Origin of the sequence: Escherichia sp. WS1118, from assembly GCF_046487695.1 — a bacterium.
Taxonomy (GTDB): Bacteria; Pseudomonadota; Gammaproteobacteria; order Enterobacterales; family Enterobacteriaceae; genus Escherichia; species Escherichia coli.
In genome coordinates this window covers 198,745-219,546 of sequence record NZ_JBJQIZ010000003.1, presented here as the reverse complement: position 1 = coordinate 219,546, position 20,802 = coordinate 198,745, and the positions used below count along the sequence as shown (strand labels likewise).

The 20,802-nt window shown below is 52.3% G+C and carries 18 protein-coding genes and 1 other annotated feature; of the genes, 10 read left to right on the top strand and 8 right to left on the bottom strand.

Translation table 11 applies throughout. The annotated features are described in order from the left end of the window. Nucleotides 1-97: 97 nt before the first annotated feature. The 6 genes from dnaX (at nucleotide 98) to hemH (ending at nucleotide 6,919) form a co-directional block, all read left to right on the top strand. On the top strand, nucleotides 98-2,029 hold the full coding sequence (gene dnaX, locus ACJHYO_RS06860) for a DNA polymerase III subunit gamma/tau (protein WP_000122015.1): 1,932 nt from the start codon (nucleotides 98-100) through the stop codon (nucleotides 2,027-2,029). Then, nucleotides 1,362-1,426: a sequence feature (DnaX frameshifting element), on the top strand. It overlaps the preceding gene by 65 nt. A gap of 52 nt (nucleotides 2,030-2,081) precedes the next feature. Further along, entirely contained in the window at nucleotides 2,082-2,411 is a 330-nt protein-coding gene (locus ACJHYO_RS06855) for a YbaB/EbfC family nucleoid-associated protein (protein ID WP_000467098.1), read from the top strand. Continuing rightward, complete coding sequence (gene recR / locus ACJHYO_RS06850) at nucleotides 2,411-3,016, top strand: recombination mediator RecR (protein WP_001195025.1); 606 nt, start codon at nucleotides 2,411-2,413, stop codon at nucleotides 3,014-3,016. The genes ACJHYO_RS06855 and recR overlap by 1 nt, the downstream gene beginning before the upstream one ends. A 109-nt stretch (nucleotides 3,017-3,125) precedes the next feature. Beyond that, on the top strand, nucleotides 3,126-5,000 hold the full coding sequence (gene htpG, locus ACJHYO_RS06845) for a molecular chaperone HtpG (RefSeq protein WP_000678211.1): 1,875 nt from the start codon (nucleotides 3,126-3,128) through the stop codon (nucleotides 4,998-5,000). 180 nt (nucleotides 5,001-5,180) lie between these two features. Next, the gene (adk, locus tag ACJHYO_RS06840; RefSeq protein WP_001313630.1) at nucleotides 5,181-5,825 is read left to right on the top strand and encodes an adenylate kinase; all 645 of its coding nucleotides are present in this window, start codon (nucleotides 5,181-5,183) and stop codon (nucleotides 5,823-5,825) included. A 131-nt stretch (nucleotides 5,826-5,956) separates the two neighbouring features. Then, nucleotides 5,957-6,919, top strand: a complete 963-nt coding sequence (hemH, locus tag ACJHYO_RS06835; RefSeq protein ID WP_001250114.1) for a ferrochelatase — start codon at nucleotides 5,957-5,959, stop codon at nucleotides 6,917-6,919. On the opposite strand, the gene aes is transcribed toward hemH, so the two are convergent. Continuing rightward, complete coding sequence (gene aes / locus ACJHYO_RS06830; RefSeq protein ID WP_085455218.1) at nucleotides 6,916-7,875, bottom strand: acetyl esterase; 960 nt, start codon at nucleotides 7,873-7,875, stop codon at nucleotides 6,916-6,918. The two genes, hemH and aes, sit on opposite strands and share 4 nt — an antisense overlap. 151 nt (nucleotides 7,876-8,026) lie before the next feature. Here aes and gsk point away from each other — a divergent pair, with 151 nt between their 5' ends. Beyond that, nucleotides 8,027-9,331, top strand: a complete 1,305-nt coding sequence (gene gsk / locus ACJHYO_RS06825) for an inosine/guanosine kinase (protein ID WP_000671574.1) — start codon at nucleotides 8,027-8,029, stop codon at nucleotides 9,329-9,331. A 129-nt stretch (nucleotides 9,332-9,460) separates the two neighbouring features. Here the strand turns inward: gsk and ybaL are convergent, their stop codons facing one another. Together ybaL and fsr are read right to left on the bottom strand one after the other, a co-directional pair. Next, the gene (ybaL, locus tag ACJHYO_RS06820) at nucleotides 9,461-11,137 is read right to left on the bottom strand and encodes a YbaL family putative K(+) efflux transporter (protein WP_000546254.1); all 1,677 of its coding nucleotides are present in this window, start codon (nucleotides 11,135-11,137) and stop codon (nucleotides 9,461-9,463) included. A 238-nt stretch (nucleotides 11,138-11,375) separates the two neighbouring features. Beyond that, nucleotides 11,376-12,596 carry a fosmidomycin MFS transporter gene (fsr, locus tag ACJHYO_RS06815; RefSeq protein ID WP_001251634.1) on the bottom strand — a complete coding sequence of 407 codons (1,221 nt, stop codon included), beginning with the start codon at nucleotides 12,594-12,596 and terminating at the stop codon, nucleotides 11,376-11,378. Nucleotides 12,597-12,813: 217 nt separating this feature from the next. Here fsr and ushA point away from each other — a divergent pair, with 217 nt between their 5' ends. Beyond that, nucleotides 12,814-14,466: a bifunctional UDP-sugar hydrolase/5'-nucleotidase gene (gene ushA, locus ACJHYO_RS06810; RefSeq protein WP_000771748.1), complete on the top strand. Its 1,653-nt coding sequence runs from the start codon at nucleotides 12,814-12,816 to the stop codon at nucleotides 14,464-14,466. 37 nt (nucleotides 14,467-14,503) lie between these two features. Here ushA and ACJHYO_RS06805 read toward each other — a convergent pair whose 3' ends face one another. From ACJHYO_RS06805 to ACJHYO_RS06790, 4 genes are all read right to left on the bottom strand, one after another. Further along, nucleotides 14,504-15,007, bottom strand: coding sequence for a hypothetical protein (locus tag ACJHYO_RS06805; RefSeq protein WP_000667000.1), 504 nt, complete (start codon nucleotides 15,005-15,007; stop codon nucleotides 14,504-14,506). Next, nucleotides 15,004-15,804 (bottom strand): DUF6896 domain-containing protein, encoded by an 801-nt coding sequence (locus ACJHYO_RS06800; RefSeq protein WP_000439798.1) that lies wholly within the window; start codon nucleotides 15,802-15,804, stop codon nucleotides 15,004-15,006. The genes ACJHYO_RS06805 and ACJHYO_RS06800 overlap by 4 nt, the downstream gene beginning before the upstream one ends. Before the next feature lie 23 nt (nucleotides 15,805-15,827). Continuing rightward, nucleotides 15,828-16,307 carry a Cys-tRNA(Pro)/Cys-tRNA(Cys) deacylase YbaK gene (gene ybaK / locus ACJHYO_RS06795; RefSeq protein WP_000186633.1) on the bottom strand — a complete coding sequence of 160 codons (480 nt, stop codon included), beginning with the start codon at nucleotides 16,305-16,307 and terminating at the stop codon, nucleotides 15,828-15,830. 203 nt (nucleotides 16,308-16,510) lie between these two features. Then, nucleotides 16,511-17,305: a TraB/GumN family protein gene (locus tag ACJHYO_RS06790; RefSeq protein ID WP_000365177.1), complete on the bottom strand. Its 795-nt coding sequence runs from the start codon at nucleotides 17,303-17,305 to the stop codon at nucleotides 16,511-16,513. A gap of 132 nt (nucleotides 17,306-17,437) precedes the next feature. On the opposite strand from ACJHYO_RS06790, the gene ACJHYO_RS06785 reads away from it, so the two are divergent. Next, nucleotides 17,438-17,740, top strand: coding sequence for a type II toxin-antitoxin system RelE/ParE family toxin (locus ACJHYO_RS06785; protein ID WP_000057524.1), 303 nt, complete (start codon nucleotides 17,438-17,440; stop codon nucleotides 17,738-17,740). 35 nt (nucleotides 17,741-17,775) lie between these two features. After that, nucleotides 17,776-18,117: a HigA family addiction module antitoxin gene (locus ACJHYO_RS06780; protein ID WP_000806442.1), complete on the top strand. Its 342-nt coding sequence runs from the start codon at nucleotides 17,776-17,778 to the stop codon at nucleotides 18,115-18,117. Between the two features lie 57 nt (nucleotides 18,118-18,174). On the opposite strand, the gene copA is transcribed toward ACJHYO_RS06780, so the two are convergent. Next, nucleotides 18,175-20,679, bottom strand: a complete 2,505-nt coding sequence (gene copA, locus ACJHYO_RS06775; protein WP_021513535.1) for a copper-exporting P-type ATPase CopA — start codon at nucleotides 20,677-20,679, stop codon at nucleotides 18,175-18,177. Nucleotides 20,680-20,802 lie beyond the last annotated feature (123 nt).

Genomic DNA, 20,802 nt, shown 5'->3' with positions numbered 1-20,802 from the left:
GGCAGCACAAGATGTGCATTCAGCCTCGCCGTTCTGACGGGGCTGTGTTAGCATTACCCCTTCGTGAATCCACCTTCCAGCGTTTCAGAGCCTGCCAATGAGTTATCAGGTCTTAGCCCGAAAATGGCGCCCACAAACCTTTGCTGACGTCGTCGGCCAGGAACATGTGCTGACCGCACTGGCGAACGGCTTGTCGTTAGGGCGTATTCATCATGCTTATCTTTTTTCCGGCACCCGTGGCGTCGGAAAAACCTCTATCGCCCGACTGTTGGCGAAGGGGCTAAACTGCGAAACCGGCATTACCGCGACGCCGTGCGGCGTGTGCGATAACTGTCGTGAAATCGAGCAGGGGCGCTTTGTCGATCTGATTGAAATCGACGCCGCCTCGCGCACTAAAGTCGAAGATACCCGCGACCTGCTGGATAACGTTCAGTACGCTCCGGCGCGTGGTCGTTTCAAAGTTTATCTCATCGACGAAGTGCATATGCTGTCGCGTCACAGCTTTAACGCACTGTTAAAAACCCTTGAAGAGCCGCCAGAGCACGTTAAGTTTTTGCTGGCGACGACCGATCCGCAGAAATTGCCGGTGACGATTTTGTCACGCTGTCTGCAATTTCATCTCAAGGCGCTGGATGTCGAGCAAATTCGCCATCAGCTTGAGCACATCCTCAACGAAGAACATATCGCTCACGAGCCGCGGGCGCTGCAATTGTTGGCACGCGCCGCTGAAGGCAGCCTGCGAGATGCCTTAAGTCTGACCGACCAGGCGATTGCCAGCGGTGACGGCCAGGTTTCAACCCAGGCGGTCAGTGCGATGCTGGGTACGCTTGACGACGATCAGGCGTTATCGCTGGTTGAAGCGATGGTCGAGGCCAACGGCGAGCGCGTAATGGCGCTAATTAATGAAGCTGCTGCCCGTGGTATCGAGTGGGAAGCGTTGCTGGTGGAAATGCTCGGTCTGTTGCATCGTATTGCGATGGTACAACTTTCGCCTGCTGCTCTTGGCAACGACATGGCCGCCATTGAGCTGCGGATGCGTGAACTGGCGCGCACCATACCGCCGACGGATATTCAGCTTTACTATCAGACGCTGTTGATTGGTCGCAAAGAATTACCGTATGCGCCAGACCGCCGTATGGGTGTTGAGATGACGCTGCTGCGCGCGCTGGCGTTCCATCCGCGTATGCCTCTGCCTGAGCCAGAAGTGCCACGCCAGTCCTTTGCGCCCGTCGCGCCAACGGCAGTAATGACGCCAACCCAGGTGCCGCCGCAACCGCAATCAGCGCCGCAGCAGGCACCGACTGTACCGCTCCCGGAAACCACCAGCCAGGTGCTGGCGGCGCGCCAGCAGTTGCAGCGCGTGCAGGGAGCAACCAAAGCAAAAAAGAGTGAACCGGCAGCCGCTACCCGCGCGCGGCCGGTGAATAACGCTGCGCTGGAAAGACTGGCTTCGGTCACCGATCGCGTTCAGGCGCGTCCGGTGCCATCGGCGCTGGAAAAAGCGCCAGCCAAAAAAGAAGCGTATCGCTGGAAGGCGACCACTCCAGTGATGCAGCAAAAAGAAGTGGTCGCCACGCCGAAGGCGCTGAAAAAAGCGCTGGAACATGAAAAAACGCCGGAACTGGCGGCGAAGCTGGCGGCAGAAGCCATTGAGCGCGACCCGTGGGCGGCTCAGGTGAGTCAACTTTCGCTACCAAAACTGGTCGAACAGGTGGCGTTAAATGCCTGGAAAGAGGAGAGCGACAACGCAGTATGTCTGCATTTGCGCTCCTCTCAGCGGCATTTGAACAACCGCGGCGCACAGCAAAAACTGGCTGAAGCGTTGAGCACGTTAAAAGGTTCAACGGTTGAACTGACTATCGTTGAAGATGATAATCCCGCGGTGCGTACGCCGCTGGAATGGCGTCAGGCGATATACGAAGAAAAACTTGCGCAGGCGCGCGAGTCCATTATTGCGGATAATAATATTCAGACCCTGCGTCGATTCTTCGATGCGGAGCTGGATGAAGAAAGTATCCGCCCCATTTGATCGTAAGCACAGCTTACGTTCGTCATCCTTAACGTGATTGAGAGAGAAACCTATGTTTGGTAAAGGCGGTCTGGGTAACCTGATGAAGCAAGCCCAGCAGATGCAAGAAAAAATGCAGAAAATGCAGGAAGAGATCGCGCAGCTGGAAGTCACCGGCGAATCTGGCGCAGGTCTGGTAAAAGTGACCATCAACGGTGCACACAACTGCCGTCGCGTAGAGATCGACCCGAGCCTGCTGGAAGACGACAAAGAGATGCTGGAAGACCTGGTGGCTGCAGCATTCAACGACGCAGCACGTCGTATTGAAGAAACGCAGAAAGAAAAAATGGCCTCTGTATCCTCCGGAATGCAGCTGCCGCCTGGCTTTAAGATGCCATTCTGATGCAAACCAGCCCGCTGTTAACACAGCTTATGGAAGCACTGCGCTGTCTGCCGGGCGTTGGCCCGAAGTCGGCGCAGCGTATGGCGTTCACGCTGCTTCAGCGCGATCGTAGCGGCGGGATGCGTCTGGCGCAGGCGCTCACCCGGGCGATGTCGGAAATCGGTCACTGCGCCGATTGCCGCACCTTCACCGAACAGGAAGTCTGTAACATCTGTTCGAATCCACGTCGTCAGGAAAACGGTCAAATCTGCGTGGTGGAGAGTCCGGCGGACATTTACGCCATTGAGCAGACGGGGCAGTTTTCAGGTCGTTATTTTGTGTTGATGGGACACCTGTCACCGCTGGACGGCATCGGTCCTGATGATATCGGGCTTGATCGTCTGGAACAGCGTCTGGCAGAGGAAAAAATCACTGAAGTGATCCTCGCCACCAACCCCACGGTTGAAGGTGAAGCTACCGCTAACTACATTGCCGAGCTTTGTGCGCAATATGACGTGGAAGCCAGCCGAATCGCTCATGGCGTACCGGTTGGCGGCGAACTGGAAATGGTCGATGGCACCACGCTGTCACACTCCCTTGCCGGGCGTCATAAGATTCGTTTTTAAGCAAACGAGAGCAGGATCACCTGCTCTCGCTTGAAATTATTCTCCCTTGTCCCCATCTCTCCCTCATCCTGTTTTTAACCTTAAAATGGCATTATTGAGGTAGACCTACATGAAAGGACAAGAAACTCGTGGTTTTCAGTCAGAAGTGAAACAGCTTCTGCACCTGATGATCCATTCTCTCTATTCCAATAAAGAAATCTTCCTGCGTGAGCTTATCTCTAACGCCTCCGATGCGGCGGACAAGCTGCGTTTCCGCGCGCTTTCTAACCCGGACCTGTACGAAGGTGATGGTGAACTACGCGTTCGTGTCTCTTTCGATAAAGACAAGCGCACGCTGACCATCTCCGATAACGGCGTGGGGATGACCCGCGACGAAGTGATTGACCATCTGGGGACTATCGCTAAATCCGGCACCAAATCATTCCTCGAATCCCTGGGTTCTGACCAGGCGAAAGACAGCCAGCTGATCGGTCAGTTTGGTGTTGGTTTCTACTCTGCGTTTATCGTGGCTGACAAAGTGACCGTGCGTACTCGCGCGGCAGGCGAAAAACCAGAAAACGGCGTCTTCTGGGAATCGGCTGGCGAAGGTGAATACACCGTTGCCGACATCACTAAAGAAGATCGTGGTACTGAAATCACCCTGCATCTGCGTGAAGGCGAAGACGAGTTCCTCGATGACTGGCGTGTGCGTTCCATCATCAGCAAATATTCCGACCATATCGCGCTGCCGGTAGAGATCGAAAAACGCGAAGAGAAAGACGGCGAAACCGTTATCTCCTGGGAGAAAATCAACAAAGCGCAGGCGCTGTGGACTCGTAACAAGTCGGAAATCACCGATGAAGAGTACAAAGAGTTCTACAAACACATCGCCCACGACTTTAACGAGCCGCTGACCTGGAGCCACAACCGCGTTGAAGGTAAGCAGGAGTACACCAGCCTGCTGTACATTCCGTCTCAGGCACCGTGGGATATGTGGAACCGCGATCATAAACACGGTCTGAAACTGTATGTTCAGCGTGTGTTCATCATGGACGACGCAGAACAGTTCATGCCGAACTATCTGCGCTTCGTGCGTGGTCTGATTGACTCCAGCGATCTGCCGCTGAACGTTTCCCGTGAAATCCTCCAGGACAGCACGGTAACGCGTAACCTGCGCAATGCGCTGACCAAGCGTGTGCTGCAAATGCTGGAAAAACTGGCGAAAGACGACGCGGAAAAATACCAGACCTTCTGGCAACAGTTTGGCCTGGTACTGAAAGAAGGTCCGGCGGAAGATTTCGCTAACCAGGAAGCGATCGCCAAACTGCTGCGTTTTGCTTCTACCCATACCGATTCTTCTGCGCAGACCGTGTCTCTGGAAGACTACGTTTCCCGCATGAAAGAAGGGCAGGAGAAAATCTACTATATCACCGCAGACAGTTACGCGGCAGCGAAGAGCAGCCCGCACCTGGAACTGCTGCGTAAGAAAGGCATCGAAGTTCTGCTGCTTTCCGACCGCATCGATGAGTGGATGATGAACTATCTGACTGAGTTCGACGGTAAACCGTTCCAGTCTGTGTCTAAAGTTGACGAGTCGCTGGAAAAACTGGCTGACGAAGTTGATGAGAGCGCGAAAGAAGCGGAGAAAGCACTGACTCCGTTCATCGACCGTGTGAAAGCCCTGCTCGGCGAGCGCGTGAAAGATGTCCGTCTGACTCACCGTCTGACCGATACGCCAGCGATCGTTTCGACCGACGCGGACGAAATGAGCACTCAGATGGCGAAACTGTTCGCTGCGGCGGGCCAGAAAGTGCCAGAAGTGAAATACATCTTCGAACTGAACCCGGATCACGTACTGGTGAAACGTGCGGCGGATACTGAAGATGAAGCGAAGTTCAGCGAGTGGGTAGAACTGCTGCTGGATCAGGCGCTGCTGGCAGAACGCGGCACGCTGGAAGATCCGAACCTGTTTATTCGTCGTATGAACCAGCTGCTGGTTTCCTGATGTCATGCCGGATGACCTTCGTGTCATCCGGCATTTTTCTTTTCTTCATCTGCACTTTCCGCAAATTATCTTGCCATTAACCGTTTCAGCCTCAGGTGCCTTTCTTGAGGCAATCGCCTGTTGGTGGTATCGTTTATCGCTTTTTCAAAAAATTCGACACATTTTAAGGGGATTTTCGCAATGCGTATCATTCTGCTTGGCGCTCCGGGCGCGGGGAAAGGGACTCAGGCTCAGTTCATCATGGAGAAATATGGTATTCCGCAAATCTCCACTGGCGATATGCTGCGTGCTGCGGTCAAATCTGGCTCCGAGCTGGGTAAACAAGCAAAAGACATTATGGATGCTGGCAAACTGGTCACCGACGAACTGGTGATCGCGCTGGTTAAAGAGCGCATTGCTCAGGAAGACTGCCGCAACGGTTTCCTGTTGGACGGCTTCCCGCGTACCATTCCGCAGGCAGACGCGATGAAAGAAGCGGGCATCAATGTTGATTACGTTCTGGAATTCGACGTACCGGACGAACTGATTGTTGACCGTATCGTAGGCCGCCGCGTTCACGCGCCGTCTGGTCGTGTTTATCACGTTAAATTCAATCCGCCGAAAGTAGAAGGCAAAGACGACGTTACCGGTGAAGAGCTGACTACCCGTAAAGACGATCAGGAAGAGACCGTACGTAAACGTCTGGTTGAATACCATCAGATGACTGCACCGCTGATCGGCTACTACTCCAAAGAAGCGGAAGCGGGTAACACCAAATACGCGAAAGTTGACGGCACCAAGCCGGTGGCTGAAGTTCGCGCAGCTCTGGAAAAAATTCTCGGCTAATCAAGCCGCCGCAGATCTGCTCTCGGGCAGGTCTGCTCATCCTCCTCAGGCAATACCTCTTACAGCAATTAGTTCTTCTTCTTCACTTTTCCGCTACAATTATCAACAAGTTGAATCGATAAGAGGCGGTAATGCGTCAAACTAAAACCGGTATCCTGCTGGCAAACCTGGGTACGCCTGATGCCCCCACACCTGAAGCGGTAAAACGCTATCTGAAACAATTTTTAAGCGACAGACGCGTGGTTGATACCTCACGGTTGTTATGGTGGCCGTTGCTGCGCGGCGTGATTTTGCCGCTGCGTTCGCCGCGTGTGGCGAAGCTGTATGCCTCTGTCTGGATGGAAGGTGGCTCGCCGCTGATGGTTTACAGCCGCCAGCAACAGCAGGCGCTGGCGCAACGTTTACCGGAGACGCCCGTGGCGCTGGGAATGAGCTACGGCTCGCCATCACTGGAAAGCGCCGTAGATGAACTTCTGGCAGAGCATGTAGATCATATTGTGGTGCTGCCGCTTTATCCGCAATACTCCTGTTCAACGGTCGGTGCGGTATGGGATGAATTGGCACGCATTCTGGCGCGCAAACGTAGCATTCCGGGGATATCGTTTATTCGTGATTACGCCGATAACCACGATTATATTAATGCACTGGCGAACAGCGTACGTGCTTCTTTTGCCAAACATGGCGAACCGGATCTGCTGTTGCTCTCTTATCATGGCATTCCCCAGCGTTATGCAGATGAAGGCGATGATTACCCGCAACGTTGCCGCACAACAACTCGCGAACTCGCTTCCGCACTGGAGATGGCACCGGAAAAAGTGATGATGACCTTTCAGTCGCGCTTTGGCCGGGAACCCTGGCTGATGCCTTATACCGACGAAACGCTGAAAATGCTCGGAGAAAAAGGCGTGGGTCATATTCAGGTGATGTGCCCGGGCTTTGCTGCGGATTGTCTGGAGACGCTGGAAGAGATTGCCGAGCAAAACCGTGAGGTCTTCCTCGGTGCGGGCGGGAAAAAATATGAATATATTCCGGCGCTTAATGCCACGCCGGAACATATCGAAATGATGGCTAATCTTGTTGCCGCGTATCGCTAAAGCTGAGCGGTAAAGAACTGAGCGCCGTCGCGAAGAGCCTCGTCGGCGGTTTTCATCATCCGTGAATAATGCAAAAAGGCGTGCAGCGTGCCTGGGTAGAGTTTGAACTCACAGGGCTGCTGATGCGCCGCTAACGTCTGGTAAAGCAGACGGCTGTCATCCAGCAGTGGATCGAACTCCGCCCCGGCAATAAAACAGGGCGGAACTTCGCGAGTGAGATCATTATTAAACAGGCAGTAATATGGCGACTCGCGGTCCGCGTCGTTGCTTAAATACGCCTCTTCATACATCTGCAAATCCTGTTGCGTTAAGCCATCCCAGACACCACCCAACAGACGACGAGTCACGGAATCCCGTAATCCGTAAAGCCCATACCACAGCAAAACGCCCGCAACTTTACCGCAATCGATCTGTTTATCGCGCAACCACAACGCACTGGCGAGCGCCAGCATGGCACCTGCGGAATCACCGGCAAAACCAATGCGGGACATATTGATTTGATAATCCTCCGCCTGCTGGTGGAAATAACAACAGGCAGCCACAATTTCCTCTATCGCTTGCGGAAAACGCGCTTCAGGTGAAAGGGTGTAATCAATGCCAATCACCGTACATTGGCTGTAGCTTGCCAGCAGGCGCATGATGCGATCGTGGGTATCGAGATTGCCGAGAATAAAACCGCCTCCATGCAAATAAAATAGCGTCGCCGGCCTATCTGGCTGCGGATAAAAGAGACGTGTTTTCACCTGCCCATATTTTGTTGGAACCCTGTAAGCTCTGGTTGCCATTTCTGGAGCGCCCACATTCCAGAATCGGCGCTCAAGCGTGTAATACTGTCGTTGCTCAGCAATCGTTCCCGTTGCAGGCCAGGGCGGTAAATCCGGCTGAAGAGTATTCACAACGGTCTTCATTTCAGCAGAGATAAGGTCCAGAACGGGTAATTTGTTTTCCGGCTTCATGCAAAAACTCCTTTCAAATTACGTCATTGTAAGGAACCACTGCCATGAAAATGCGATCCCGCCTGCTGATATTGAAACTGGCTGTGTCTCGCGCGCTCCCGTCAGATTGTGTTAACATTCGCCGCTCAGTTAACCACCCGTAAAAACAACCATGAAATTTCCCGGTAAACGTAAATCCAAACATTACTTCCCCGTAAACGCACGCGATCCGCTGCTTCAGCAATTCCAGCCAGAAAACGAAACCAGCGCCGCCTGGGTAGTGGGTATCGATCAAACGCTGGTCGATATTGAAGCGAAAGTGGATGATGAATTCATTGAGCGTTATGGATTAAGCGCCGGGCATTCATTGGTGATTGAGGATGACGTTGCCGAAGCGCTTTATCAGGAACTAAAACAGAAAAACCTGATTACCCATCAGTTTGCGGGTGGCACCATTGGTAACACCATGCACAACTACTCGGTGCTCGCGGACGACCGTTCGGTGCTGCTGGGCGTCATGTGCAGCAATATTGAAATTGGCAGCTATGCCTATCGTTACCTGTGTAACACCTCCAGCCGTACCGATCTTAACTATCTACAAGGCGTGGATGGCCCAATTGGTCGTTGCTTTACGCTGATTGGCGAGTCCGGGGAACGTACCTTTGCTATCAGCCCCGGCCACATGAACCAGCTGCGGGCTGAAAGTATTCCGGAAGATGTGATTGCCGGAGCCTCGGCTCTGGTTCTCACCTCTTATCTGGTGCGTTGCAAGCCGGGTGAACCCATGCCGGAAGCAACCATGAAAGCCATTGAGTACGCGAAGAAATATAACGTACCGGTGGTGCTGACGCTGGGCACCAAGTTTGTCATTGCCGAGAATCCACAGTGGTGGCAGCAATTCCTCAAAGACCACGTCTCTATCCTTGCGATGAACGAAGATGAAGCCGAAGCGTTGACCGGAGAAAGCGATCCGTTGTTGGCATCTGACAAGGCGCTGGACTGGGTAGATCTGGTGCTGTGCACCGCCGGGCCAATCGGCTTGTATATGGCAGGCTTTACCGAAGACGAAGCGAAACGTAAAACCCAGCATCCGCTGCTGCCGGGTGCTATAGCGGAATTTAATCAGTATGAGTTTAGCCGCGCCATGCGCCACAAGGATTGCCAGAATCCGCTGCGTGTCTATTCGCACATTGCGCCGTACATGGGCGGGCCGGAAAAAATCATGAACACTAATGGAGCAGGGGATGGCGCACTGGCAGCGTTGCTGCATGACATTACCGCCAACAGCTACCACCGTAGCAACGTACCAAACTCCAGCAAACATAAATTCACCTGGTTAACTTATTCATCGTTAGCGCAGGTGTGTAAATATGCTAACCGTGTGAGCTATCAGGTACTGAACCAGCATTCACCTCGTTTAACGCGCGGCTTGCCGGAGCGTGAAGACAGCCTGGAAGAGTCTTACTGGGATCGTTAAGTTATCGTCGGTTCGTAGGCCAGATAAGGCGTTCACGCCGCATCTGGCATTTTGCTTTCAATGCCTGATGCGACGCTGGCGCGTCTTATCAGGCCTACATATCCGCGCCTATTATCCGGCAACCACCGTTTACCTCGTCACCACCTCACCCGCCGGTGGCGTTTCCAGCAGTTCCAGCATAGTACGGGCAATTTCACGCTCACCCATCACTACCTGATTCGCACCACGTTCGGTGATATACGCCACTTCATCGTCATAATGGGCGCGGGCAATAATCTCAATATCCGGATTTTTCGCGCGGGCAGATGCCACAATCTCGCCCGCTTCATAGCCGTTGGGAATCGTCAGGATCAGCCATTTTGCACATTCCAGATGCGCCAGTTGCATAATTTCTTCGTTCGCCGCATTGCCCAATACTGCGCGGACCCCGCGCTCGCGCAGCTCATCAACACGGGTTCGTGACGTCTCAATCACCACCAGCGGAATATCAGAGGCGAGCAATTTCTCCCCCAGCAGGCTGCCTACACGACCGTAACCCACCAGTAGCGCATGGTTGCAAATATCCACTGGGATCTGCTTCTCTTCTTCGATTGCCTCTTCCAGCGTCTGCTCTTCCAGCGTTTCGGTCTTCGCCAGATATTTTTCCAGTAGTGCGAACAGTACCGGGTTGAGCATAATCGACAGGATCGCCCCTGCCAGTACCAGGTTTTGTCCGGCCTGTGGCAGTAAATTTAATGCCATTCCTAGTCCCGCCAGGATAAACGCGAACTCACCAATCTGCGCCAGGCTGGCGGCGATGGTTAACGCCGTGCGCTGGGAGTGACCAAACAAACGCACAAGGAACAGGGCCGCGACCGATTTACCAAACAGAATAATTGCCAGCGTCGCCAGTACTGCCAGCGGTTGCTGAATCAGAATTAACGGATCAAACAACATCCCGACGGAGACAAAAAACAGCACCGCAAACGCGTCGCGCAATGGCAGTGTATCGTGGGCGGCACGGTGACTCAGTTCAGACTCGTTCAGTACCATCCCGGCAAAGAACGCACCGAGTGCAAAGGAGACATCAAACAGCTCTACCGCACCAAAGGCAATCCCTAACGCCAGCGCTAGCACCGACAGGGTAAACAGCTCGCGGGAACCGGTTGCTGCGCTGCGTGCCATAATCCACGGCACCAGACGGCGACCTACCAACATCATAATGGCGATAAATGCGATCACCTTGCCGATGGTGATCCCCATATCGACTGCAAGAGTGGCAAAGCCCACATCGCCCTGTTCCATCATTCCTGCTACCGCGGGTAGCAATACCAGCGTCAGGACCATCACCAGGTCTTCCACAATCAACCAACCGATGGCGATTTGCCCACGCTGACTGTCAATTAATTGCCGTTCTTCAAGTGCGCGCAGTAACACCACGGTACTGGCGGTGGAAAGACATAAGCCGAACACGATACCGGTCATTAACGACCAGCCCAGCACGGCGGAGAGCGCCATACCCAGCAGCGTCGCCACGGCTATCTGGGCGATCGCGCCGGGAATGGCGATGGACTTTACCGCCATCAAATCCTTGAGCGAAAAATGCAAACCGACGCCGAACATCAGCAAAATAACGCCCAGTTCAGCCAGTTCCGGCGCAAGCTTGGTATCGGCAACAAAGCCCGGAGTGAATGGTCCTGCCAGCACACCCGCTAACAGATATCCCACCAGAGGAGAAATACGTAGTTTATTGGCCAGCATGCCGAGGATAAAGGCGAGCACAAGGCCGCCAACAATGGTGGTGATAAGCGGGGTGGCGTGATGCATTCCGTCTCCTTTTCCTGGTGGTTATTGTCCATTTTTGGCCGGGAAAACCAAAATTACAGGTAATAGTTTATGACAATTTCATTGATGATGTTTATGAATAATTGTTGAATTTTGCAGAAAAATGGAATTAGCTGCAAAAAAAAGCACGGATCGGAAAACAGAAGGCGGTTTAACAGAGGAAAGGCTTATGGCGACTGTAAAACGATGCAGCCAAAGTTTGCCTTTGGCTGCAATGAAATCAGTCTTTATGCCGGTTATCAGGCAGGAATATGGTCAACATCCCCAATAGTGGCAGGAAAGCACAGATTTTATAGACTAACTCTATGCTGGTGTGGTCGGCGATAAGCCCCAGAACTGCCGCCCCCAGACCTCCCATGCCGAAAGCAAAACCGAAAAACAGTCCAGAAACCATACCGATACGTCCCGGAAGCAGCTCCTGGGCATAGACCAGAATGGCAGAGAATGCCGAAGCGAGGATAAATCCAATAATCACCGTTAAAACCCCCGTCCAGTGCAGGCTGGCGTAGGGTAAAATCAGCGTAAACGGCGCAACGCCGAGGATAGAGCCCCAAATCACATATTTCCGTCCAATTTTATCCCCTACAGGCCCGCCAATCACCGTACCTGCCGCAACGGCAAACAGGAAGGCAAACAAATGAAGCTGAGCATTCTGGATAGATAATCCGAATTTTTGCATCAGATAAAAGGTGTAATAGCTGCTGATGCTCGCCATATAGAAATATTTCGAGAAAATGAGGATTAACAGAATGCTGACCGCCAGAACAACTTTATTGCGCGGCAGTGGATTGATAATCGTCGCTTTGGGTTTTCCTTTATTCATTCGGTGCTGTGCCGAGTACCAACGGCTGATTTGCGCCAACACCACGATCGCCAGCAGTGCCGCAAGCACAAACCAGGCAACGTTGCCTTTGCCATAAGGCGCGATAATCACCGCCGCCAGCAAGGGGCCCAGGGAACTGCCAAAGTTGCCGCCGACCTGAAATATAGATTGCGCCAGGCCATGACGCCCGCCGGAAGCCATACGGGCCACGCGAGAAGATTCCGGATGAAAGACCGATGAACCGGTACCGACCAGCGCCGCTGCCAGCAGAACTGCGCCGAAACTGCCCGCCAGCGCCAGCAGCACCAGACCACTTAAGGTAAAGCACATGCCAATCGGCAACGACCACGGCATCGGATATTTATCGGTCCAGTAGCCGACCACCGGTTGCAGTAACGAAGAGGCGAGCTGGAAGGTGAGGGTTATCATGCCAATCTGCATAAATGTCAGAGAAAATTCTGACTGAAGCAGTGGATAAATCGCCAGAATCAGCGATTGGATCATGTCGTTCAGCAGATGTGAGAGGCTGATAGCACCTAAAATACCAAACGATGTTCGGGCCTTAGTCGTTGACGCAGCCGCGCCCGCCACAGGCTGGGTTTGTTCACTCATTGCCATAGGAAAGTCACTTTTTCAGGGTTGCGATGTAAAGAATGATCTTATTTGTGATTATTACCCGACTAACATACCTGTATGCGCTGCCTGAAGGAAGTCTCAACGCGGAATACAGAATTTCTAATCTGGATGCAGATTTATCTTCACCGGACGCAGACTTGTTTATGATGTCGCGTCATACTATTTTTCAACACGTTGAAATCAGGTCAGGGAGAGAAGTATGAAATTATTGCAGCGGGGCGTGGCGTTAGCACTGTTAACCACATTTACACTGGCGAGTGAAACTGCTCTGGCGTACGAGCAGGATAAAACCTACAAAATTACAGTTCTGCACACTAATGATCATCATGGGCATTTTTGGCGCAATGAATATGGCGAATATGGTCTGGCGGCGCAAAAAACGCTGGTGGATGGTATCCGCAAAGAGGTTGCGGCTGAAGGCGGTAGCGTGCTGCTACTTTCCGGTGGCGACATTAACACTGGCGTGCCCGAGTCCGACTTACAGGATGCCGAACCTGATTTTCGCGGTATGAATCTGGTGGGCTATGACGCGATGGCGATCGGTAATCATGAATTTGATAACCCGCTCACCGTATTACGCCAGCAGGAAAAGTGGGCTAAGTTCCCGTTGCTTTCCGCCAATATCTACCAGAAAAGTACCGGCGAGCGCCTGTTTAAACCATGGGCGCTGTTTAAGCGTCAGGATCTGAAAATTGCCGTTATTGGCCTGACGACGGATGACACAGCCAAAATTGGTAATCCGGAATATTTCACTGATATCGAATTTCGTAAGCCCGCTGATGAAGCGAAGCTGGTGATTCAGGAGCTGCAACAGACAGAAAAGCCAGACATTATTATCGCGGCGACCCATATGGGGCATTACGACAATGGTGAGCACGGCTCTAACGCACCGGGCGATGTGGAGATGGCACGCGCGCTGCCTGCCGGATCGCTGGCGATGATCGTCGGTGGTCACTCGCAAGATCCGGTCTGTATGGCGGCAGAAAACAAAAAACAGGTCGATTACGTGCCGGGTACGCCATGCAAACCGGATCAACAAAACGGCATCTGGATTGTGCAGGCGCATGAGTGGGGCAAATACGTGGGACGGGCTGATTTTGAGTTTCGTAATGGCGAAATGAAAATGGTTAACTACCAGCTGATTCCGGTGAACCTGAAGAAGAAAGTGACCTGGGAAGACGGGAAAAGCGAGCGCGTGCTGTACACCCCTGAAATCGCTGAAAACCAGCAAATGATCTCGCTGTTATCACCGTTCCAGAACAAAGGCAAAGCGCAGCTGGAAGTGAAAATAGGCGAAACCAATGGTCGTCTGGAAGGCGATCGTGACAAAGTACGTTTTGTACAGACCAATATGGGGCGGTTGATTCTGGCAGCACAAATGGATCGCACTGGTGCCGACTTTGCGGTGATGAGCGGAGGAGGAATTCGTGATTCTATCGAAGCTGGCGATATCAGCTATAAAAACGTGCTGAAAGTGCAGCCATTCGGCAATGTGGTGGTGTATGCCGACATGACCGGTAAAGAGGTGATTGATTACCTGACAGCCGTCGCACAAATGAAGCCAGATTCAGGTGCCTACCCGCAATTTGCCAACGTTAGCTTTGTGGCGAAAGACGGCAAACTGAACGACCTGAAAATCAAAGGCGAACCGGTCGATCCGGCGAAAACTTACCGTATGGCGACATTAAACTTCAATGCCACCGGCGGTGATGGCTATCCGCGCCTTGATAACAAACCGGGCTATGTGAATACCGGCTTTATTGATGCCGAAGTGCTGAAAGCGTATATACAGAAAAGCTCGCCGCTGGATGTGAGTGTTTATGAACCGAAAGGTGAGGTGAGCTGGCAGTAATGAACCCCGTCGCGGCGTCATGATATGACGCCGCCATTTATGAATATTGAAATCTTGCATCGTAATCGCGATGTGTCAAACCAAATGCCATCAGCATATAATTCTGCGGATCACCAGGCTGTTCTTCATCTGCTTCAAACCAAAGTGTCACGCCTGAGCGATTGACGTGGATTAAGAGTGTATGGGGCGATTGACGGCGGATTTGCAGATCAGCGCCTTCGTTAACAAGCATGTTAAATACACGCGTAACGTTCAACTCAGCGACGTTATTCAATATTCCTTTATCAAATCGGATCGCTTTGCCCAAATGGATTTGGCTCAGATAATCGCACCAAATCATATATAGCTTGTTGTTTTCGAAATGAAACTCAACATTACCAAATAGCCAGATATAAAAACCATTTCCCATATCATTTTTAGAGTCCGGCTCAACAAAGTTTTGTTCCAACCATGCCATTGTTTGCCCCAGTTCGACAAAATCGAATTTTCCGTTAAAGACAAAATTGTGGAAGCTAACATCAACAAGATGGTCAAATTTCATCTTTCGCTCCTTTGTGAATTTTTTACATGCTTCAAAAGCCAGCGTAATTTACATCGGTGCAGGCGACTCTCCAGTGTTGAGCGAAAATTTGCGATGTCGACATTGGACCGATCTACCGCAGCAACCCCCGTGTATTGTGGGATCGGTGAAGGGATTTTTTGTAACTTTCCCAGCGCCAGCAGTTGTTGAATGATCCTGCTACCGTCGTGGTAATCATCGTAAATAGCCACTGGCAGAGGCTGCCAGGCGGGGGTCGATTTGATAAATCCGGAAAAAAAATACGGGTCCAGATCGCCGAAATCAAAGCCGTAGGCGAGGGGAACTTCAATATTTTGCTCTGTTTTTTTATTCTCAAATGTACAATGAAAACCGTGAAAACAATACTGCCACTTTCCCATTTTGCCTTTTCGCTTACGGTTGCATTTGAAGGGGGCAAAGGTAACTAGCGGGTTATTTTCCGCCATCTCAACGTTCAGTTGTTCAGCCAATGCAAATATAAGCTCTGTCGCCAGCTTACGATATTCTTTCGCGCAGTGTTCGAAAAAATCCTGATGGCGGTTAATCTCTTCAAGCGATATTAATCTGGCGATCCTGATAACCGGGTCGGCAGAATGCATGCCAACAACAAATTCATCGAGCTGTGCTTTCAGCACCAGCCCGAATTCCTCACGATACCTCTCTGCTTCGCTGGCAAAATGCAGATGTAATACCTTCTCTCTCGATGTTTGCCGAAGTAAGGCGATATCCGGTATCTCATCTGCACAAGCGATACTTAATGTCTCTGTAATCCTTTCCACATCTCATCTTCCGTGTGCATCACTTAATCGCGACGGGCGATATCAGCAAATTTGGCATCGAGTATCTTTGCCAGGTCGCTTGCCGCCAGTTCGATATCCAGACCGCGCTTGCCGCCGGAAACATAAATAGTGGCAAATTCTTGTGCGGGGGCGTCGATAATCGTTGGCAGACGTTTTTTCTGCCCCAGTGGGCTAATCCCTCCAACCAGATATCCCGTCGAACGCTGCGCGACCATCGGATCGGCCATCTCAACTTTCTTGGCACCCAGCGCTTTTGCTACTTTTTTAAGATCCAGTTGACCTGCGACCGGCGTAACGGCCACGGCAAGGTGTTTCATATCACCGTTCACTGCGACCAGCAGCGTTTTGTAGACCTGATCCGGATTCAAACCTAATTTTTTGACGACTTCATCGCCAAAATTGGTTTCAGCCGGATCGTGCTCGTAGGTATGGATTTGAAACGAAATCTTGTTTTTTTCGAGTAATTTAACTGCGGGTGTCATGGTAATTTTCCTGCCTTAAACAAAAAAACGAAGCAAGCATACGCCTGATGGCGGTCCAAAAAAAAGAGTCATCTTGCCTAAGAGTATTGGCAGGATGGTGAGATTGAGCGACAATCGAGTTACACCGTCGCTTAAAGTGACGGCATAATAATAAAAAAATGAAATTCCTCTTTGACGGGCCAATAGCGATATTGGCCATTTTTTTAGCGCAACATCTGCGGCAAATTCCCTTCTCCATACAGGTGTAGTGCACCGACTGCGACCACATAGCGCCCCGGCGGCATGGCGCGTAATTTATCCCGCCAGGCGAGATTTCGCTGATGCATCAGCACATCGTACAGCGACTGACTGAACGTATTGGGCAGCGTTATTTCATTATTTTGCGGCGGCGCATTCAACCACCAGCTCATCATTTGTTGCAGCAACCGTGCATTGGTGTGCCAGTGGGTCAGCGTGTCGTCCAGCAGCGCCAGTCCTTTGTCAGGGAGCTGGAGCAACATGGCAATCTGGTTTTCAGCCCCTTCCAGTTCAATCACGGGTTTATGTTGTTGCTTCGCCGCCTGCAATAGCTGGTAATCGATACCGTATTCTGCCCGCAGCCCCAGTTTTTGTGCCTGCGTCGCCTGAAGAACCATCGCGATTTGCCACAACGGTTGGGTAGAAAAGAGCGACGGAGAAATGCCCATCTCCTGGCTAATGTGCTGCAGGTTTTGGAGTTGCTCCTCGCTAATGCGCTCTTCCAGTGCCTCGCAGGCAGGCAAATTGGCAAAAGGCGTATCGCTGGTGGAAACATCCGCCTCGACGATCAGCGCATCGGCGTTTTTGAGCTTTTTGAGCAAACGGGTGGGCAGGGGAGCCATATCGTGGCTACCCATATGAATACTGCCAATCAGATGAAAATGGCGATTGCCGGGAAGAGTGATATCGATAGCAGGCCAGGTGTAATGATTACCGCGCAGCGCGGCCCAAAGCGTTTTTACCCGGTACAACAGATCCATACGACCTCCCTTTGTGAAATATCATGCTAGCGCGCGGGGAGGGATGGCGCAAATGGAGTTGATTGTTGCACTTGCGCACAGTGCTTGTGTGCATTACAATGATTGAATAATGGACAAGGAGATGAGAGAGGAATGGCTCAAAAGAAAAATATAAGGAGTTTTCGTGATGCCTGGTTGGCTGATTTTTTTGTCCATTCAACGCCACATCGAAAGATCCCTGCTGAAATCCATACCACGTTATCACGAAAGTTGGACATCATTAATGCTGCCACTTCTCATTGGGATTTACGCTCCCCTCCGGGGAACCGATACGAAGAGTTATCCGGGAAATTACAGGAATACTCCTCCATTAGAGTGAATAAACAGTACCGACTGATTTTTAAATGGGTTAATGGCAAGGCCGAAGAATTGTTTTTAGACCCACACAACTACTAAAACATAGCTGTCGTATTGACGAGAAAGGTAAAACTATGAAACAGGCAACAAGAAAACCGACGACACCCGGAGATATTCTTCTCTATGAATATCTGGAACCGCTCGATTTGAAAATCAATGAGTTAGCAGAGTTGCTGCATGTTCATCGTAATAGCGTCAGTGCACTGATCAATAACAATCGTAAACTCACCACTGAGATGGCATTCCGTCTGGCGAAAGTTTTTGATACCACAGTCGATTTTTGGCTAAACCTCCAGGCGGCAGTTGATCTTTGGGAAGTTGAAAACAACATGCGTACCCAGGAAGAATTGGGACGGATTGAAACAGTGGCTGAATATTTGGCACGCCGTGAAGAGCGTGCAAAAAAGGTCGCGTAGAATAATTTCCCTATAACGGATGCGCCACCCTAAAGCAGCGCATCCGCAATGATGTACTTATTCCTTCGGCTTAAACCGCAGCAAGCGGTTGGCGTTACTTACTACGGTGATCGACGAGAGCGCCATTGCCGCTCCGGCAACCACCGGGTTAAGCAGTGTTCCAGTGAACGGCCACAAAATACCGGCGGCGACCGGAATACCAATGCTGTTGTAGATAAACGCACCGAGCAGGTTCTGCTTCATGTTGCGCAGCGTTGCGCGGGAAATTGCGAGCGCATCCGCAACACCCATCAGGCTATGGCGCATCAGGGTAATCGCCGCGGTTTCAATGGCAACATCACTGCCGCCACCCATCGCAATACCGACATCCGCCTGAGCCAGCGCTGGCGCATCGTTAATGCCGTCGCCCACCATTGCCACCTGACGTCCTTCACTTTGCAGACGTTTGATCGCTTCGGCTTTACCGTCCGGCAGCACGCCGGCTATCACCTCATCAATCCCTGCTTCTTTAGCGATCGCATTGGCGGTGGTCGGGTTATCCCCGGTTAGCATCACCAGGCGATATCCCGCTTTATGCAGGCGTTGCAGCGCCGCCACGCTATCACTACGCAACGGATCGCGTACAGCCAGCAGGGCTACCGCTTTCCCGTCAACCGCCAGCAGCACAGGCGTTGCCCCTTGCGATGCCTGAGCTGAAATATCTGCTTCAATTGCTTTGGTATTGACCTGTTGGTCATTTAACAGCGCCTGATTGCCCAGCAATAACGCATGACCTTCAGCTTCACCGCTCACGCCCAGCCCGCGCAATGTGCGGAAACCGTTGACCTGCGGTAGCTGCATATCACCTGCTTTATCGAGGATCGCCCGTGCCAGAGGGTGGCTGGAACCTTGCTCCAGCGCCGCCGCCAGACGCAATGCTTGCGCTTCATCAATATCAGCAAATGTTTTTACTGCGACAACCTGCGGCTTCCCTTCGGTCAGCGTCCCGGTTTTATCGAACACTACGGTGTCGAGCGTACTGGCGCGTTGCAGCGCGTCGGCGTCCCGTACCAGCACGCCAAACTCAGCCGCCCGCCCGACGCCGGAAATAATCGACATCGGCGTCGCCAGTCCCAGCGCACACGGACAGGCAATAATCAGCACCGTGGTGGCAATCACCAGGGTATAGACAATCTGCGGTGCCGGACCAAAGAAATACCAGATTGCCGCACTGATCAGCGCAATCACCACCACTACCGGCACAAATACGGCTGAGATTTTATCCGCCAGTTGGCCGATTTCAGGCTTGCTGCTCTGGGCCTGGCGCACCATGCGAATGATCCGTGACAGCGTAGTATGGCTGCCGACCGCACTAGCACGAAACAGCACGCTACCGTCCTGCACCACTGTCCCGGCATGGACGCTATCGCCTTCGCCTTTTTGCTGCGGGATAGGTTCGCCCGTCAGCATCGCTTCATCCAGCCACGCTTCGCCTTGAGTAATCTCACCATCTACCGGCACACGGTCGCCGGTCGTCAGGCGCAGTAACATACCTGGCTGAACATCTGCCAGCGGCACGTTTTTTTCACCTTCGTCGGTGACCAGGCGCGCCGTCGGTGGGGTTAAATCGAGTAATTTCTCCAGCGCCTTAGAAGAACGCTGACGCGCGCGCGCTTCCAGCATATGGCCGAGATTGATCAGACCGATAATCATCGCGCTGGCTTCGTAATAAAGATGTCGCGCTTCCATCGGGAACCACTGCGGCCACAGGTTGACGCTCATCGAATAGAGCCACGCCACGCCAGTACCCAGCGCCACCAGCGTATCCATCGTCGCTGCACCGTTCAGCAGGCTTTTCCATGCACTGCGGTAAAAATGGCCGCCGGCGAAAACCATCACTGCCAGGGTTATCAGGCCGATAACCAACCACAGGCTGCGGTTGTCAGCGGTGACCATCATGTTATCGCCGATCATCCCCCAGACCATCACCGGGATACCCACCACCAGCGCGACAATTGCCTGCCAGCGGAAGCGCTTCATCGTAGCGACGGCGGTTTCTTGCTGGCGCTCGCGGCGTTTAGCGTCATCTTCAATCGCTTCCGCGCCGTAGCCCGCTTTTTCCACCGCCTGCACTAAATCTTGTGGGGAGGCACTGCCCATCACCAGCGCAGTACGCTCCGCCAGGTTTACCCGTGCCTGAGTGACGCCCGGTACGCTTTGCAACGCATTTTGTACGCGGGTGACACAGCTGGCGCAGCTCATGCCGCTCAGCAGCAACTGCTGGCTGTCATCGTCATCGGCGGTCGCTGCCGGAAGCGCCTCAGAAACCGCTGTCAGTGCTTCCGACGGGATTGATGACTCCGCCAGCGGTTTAGCCTTTGGGTGGCTTACAGATGCGTCATAACCCGCTTGTTTGATGGTTTCGATCAGCTGTTCTGCACTGGCAGTCCCGGTAACGTGCGCTTCAGTGATAGACACATCCGCCTGTTCAACATCCGGGCGCTGTTCAAGACTTTCTTTCACGCGTTTAACGCAGTGACCGCAGGACAGGCCGTCCAGGGTCAGGTCGATAGTTTGTGACATAAAACACTCCTTTAAGACAGTTTTGACTGGCTGTGATAAAGGTTAAACCTTCCAGCAAGGGGAAGGTCAAGAAATTAATAAACCAGGCGGGTAAAAGTCCGTAAAGATTAAAAAATCGGCTCG